Source organism: Streptomyces sp. NPDC002958, from assembly GCF_055563255.1.
This window is the reverse complement of sequence record NZ_JBVHDS010000073.1, coordinates 1-2,320: the sequence shown is the minus strand read 5'-3', so window position 1 is coordinate 2,320 and position 2,320 is coordinate 1. Positions and strand designations below refer to the sequence as shown.

At 67.8% G+C, this 2,320-nt stretch carries 3 protein-coding genes; 1 reads left to right on the top strand and 2 read right to left on the bottom strand.

Features of this window, described 5'->3' with window-relative positions:
* Positions 1 to 33: 33 nt before the first annotated feature.
* Positions 34 to 1,200 carry an IS630 family transposase gene (locus tag ACZ3IC_RS34100; protein WP_467422596.1) on the bottom strand — a complete coding sequence of 389 codons (1,167 nt, stop codon included), beginning with the start codon at positions 1,198 to 1,200 and terminating at the stop codon, positions 34 to 36.
* Between the two features lie 85 nt (positions 1,201 to 1,285).
* Between ACZ3IC_RS34100 and ACZ3IC_RS34095 the strand changes: the two genes are divergently transcribed.
* On the top strand, positions 1,286 to 1,612 hold the full coding sequence (locus ACZ3IC_RS34095) for a hypothetical protein (protein ID WP_467422595.1): 327 nt from the start codon (positions 1,286 to 1,288) through the stop codon (positions 1,610 to 1,612).
* A gap of 66 nt (positions 1,613 to 1,678) precedes the next feature.
* Here the strand turns inward: ACZ3IC_RS34095 and ACZ3IC_RS34090 are convergent, their stop codons facing one another.
* On the bottom strand, positions 1,679 to 2,161 hold the full coding sequence (locus ACZ3IC_RS34090; protein WP_467422592.1) for a GNAT family N-acetyltransferase: 483 nt from the start codon (positions 2,159 to 2,161) through the stop codon (positions 1,679 to 1,681).
* Positions 2,162 to 2,320: the final 159 nt, after the last annotated feature.

Here is a 2,320-nt window from a genome sequence, read left to right as displayed (position 1 = left end):
AGTGGTCGGCTCCGGAAGTCCTTCGGGGGTTGATCACGTAGCTGGCCCGTCGGAGGATTCTTCCTGGTGATCGGCGGTGTGCCGGTCGAGTCTGGCCAGCAGATCGTTCAGGTCGGAGGTGGTGAACTTCCACTGGAACGGCTGTGCTGTGGCGTTGTAGCGGTCTTCGAAGGCTCGGAGCCGGTTCCTGACCTGGGCAAGGTCGGCGAAGTCGTTGGGCGAGACGACCTTGCGTTGGACGACGGAGAAGTAGATCTCCACCTGGTTGAGCCAGGAGGCGTGGACCGGGGTGTGGACCATGACCGCGTTCGGAAAGGCGCTGGTCAGCCGGTCGGCGGCCTTCTGCCCGCGGTGGGAGGAGCCGTTGTCCACAATCCAGAACACACGCTTGGCGTTCGTGTAGGGCTCGGCACTCATGACCTGGGCGACCAGGTTCATGAACGGGTCGATGCCGGTCCTGGGCTCGGTGCGGCCGAAGACCTGGGCGTGGTGGACGTCGTAGGCGGCGAGGTAGGCCAGGGCGCCGCCGCGGCCGTAGGTGTGGTTGACCCGCATCGCCCGGGCCTGCCCGGGGGCGAGGGTGGGGTGGCAGCGGCAGCGGGCCTGGATGGAGGTCTTCTCGTCGGCGCTGATGACGTACTCGTCCGGTCCGAGCGGCCGACCCTGCCAGGTACGGGCGTACAGGTCCAGCACTCGTTCGGCCTTGGGTCCGAAATCGGGGTCGGTGATGAAGATCCAGGAGCGGTGCTGCCAGGGCTTGAGGGCGTCCTGGGCCAGCCAGCGGCGCACGGTGGAGGCCGACACAGCCGGGACGATGCCCCGTACCTTGGCCTCGCGGGCCAACTCCGGGCACGACCAGCGTGATAGCGGGGCTCCGGTCTCGGCGGGCAGTTGGCAGGCCAGGGCCTTGACCTGGGCGGCCTGCAGTGCGGTGAACGAGGGCGGGCGACCGGTGCGCTGGCGATCGGCCAGCCCGGCCATGCCCTGCTCGGCGAACCGGCGCCGCCACCTGCGCACGGTATCCAGGTGCAGGCCCGTCTCGCGGGTGATGCGCGCGTTGGAGCGGCCCCGTGCAGCGTGGAGCACGACGTTCGCGCGCATCCGGGCCTGGTGGGCAGTCTTGTGGCCGTAGGCCATCTTCTTCAGCCGGTGCCTCTGCGAGGCGGTCAGCGATATCGGGCGGGCAGCAGCAACGGGCAAGGCAGGCAGGCCGATCAGCAGAAGTGGATCTTACCGGCTGGAGCCTGCCGCACCTCTGTCGCGGGCGACCAGGCAGGATGACTCCATGCCCACCGTGCCGGAGTCGACCAAGACCTCCCTCGCCCAGAAGCTGACCGCGCGAGCCCGTACCGCCTGGCCGCAGCTCGCCGGCCTGGACGTCCGCTACCGCGGTCAGTTCGCCTACATCGACGGCGAACTGACCGACGGCGAGCGCATCAAGCTCATGCGCCTGCGCTACGGCGGATCCGCCAGCACCTGGGGCTTCGCCCTCTACCTCGCCAGCACCGACAAGTACGAAGACACCATCCTGCCCACCGGCAGCTTCGCCGGCACCCCCGAAGAAGCCCTGGACTGCGCCTGCGGCCTCTACCTCACCGCCCCAAACATCTGAAGACGCCAGGTTTCCTACGGCCACGCAAGCAGGCGGAATGATCCGCCGAGCTTGTGTGTCGTCTCGTCAGTGAAGCGCCTTCACCATCACCCGTTCCCTGGTCACACCATCGGCCAACAGGTCTCCGAGCTCTTCCGCGACGACGAAGCCGTTGCGCTGATACAGCGCGATGGCCGGCTCGTTGCCGGGGATCACTGCGAGTTTCAGCTTCGTTGCACCCGACTGCAGGGCCCACCTTTCGACCGCCGCTATCAACCGGTCTCCGACGCCGAGACCCCGCGCCTGGGGACTGACCCACACCGACCTCAGCTCGCATGCGCCGCTGTCCCCAGGAAGGCCGCTGGCCACCGCGACCGTTCGACGGCCCAGCAACGCAACGATGTTGTGGGCGTCGGGCATTTCCAAGCGCGCACGCCACTGCTCCTCCCCGCCGCTGTGCCAGTCCGCAAGCCGAGCCTTGAACGCCTGCGGTGCCTCGCCCAGCGCAGCAAGGCGAACTTCCCGCCACAACGGCCAGTCGCTTTTCGTGAGAACGCGCAGGTGCACCATGCCGATGAGTCTGACGCGACGCCCGCGGAGAAGTCCACGACATCAACCTCGACGCCACTCGACCTTCGGAAAGACGCGGTGGCGATCCGGCAAGTCGGGACACCAGATACCACGCCGACTCTGCAGTCAACCCCCGAAGAACTTCCGCAGCCGACCACT

Excerpts from the sequence above, each read along its gene's own strand:
- ACZ3IC_RS34090 (WP_467422592.1), bottom strand. The coding sequence starts at position 2,161 with ATGGTGCACCTGCGCGTTCTCACGAAAAGCGACTGGCCGTTGTGGCGG.
- ACZ3IC_RS34095 (WP_467422595.1), top strand. The coding sequence starts at position 1,286 with ATGCCCACCGTGCCGGAGTCGACCAAGACCTCCCTCGCCCAGAAGCTG.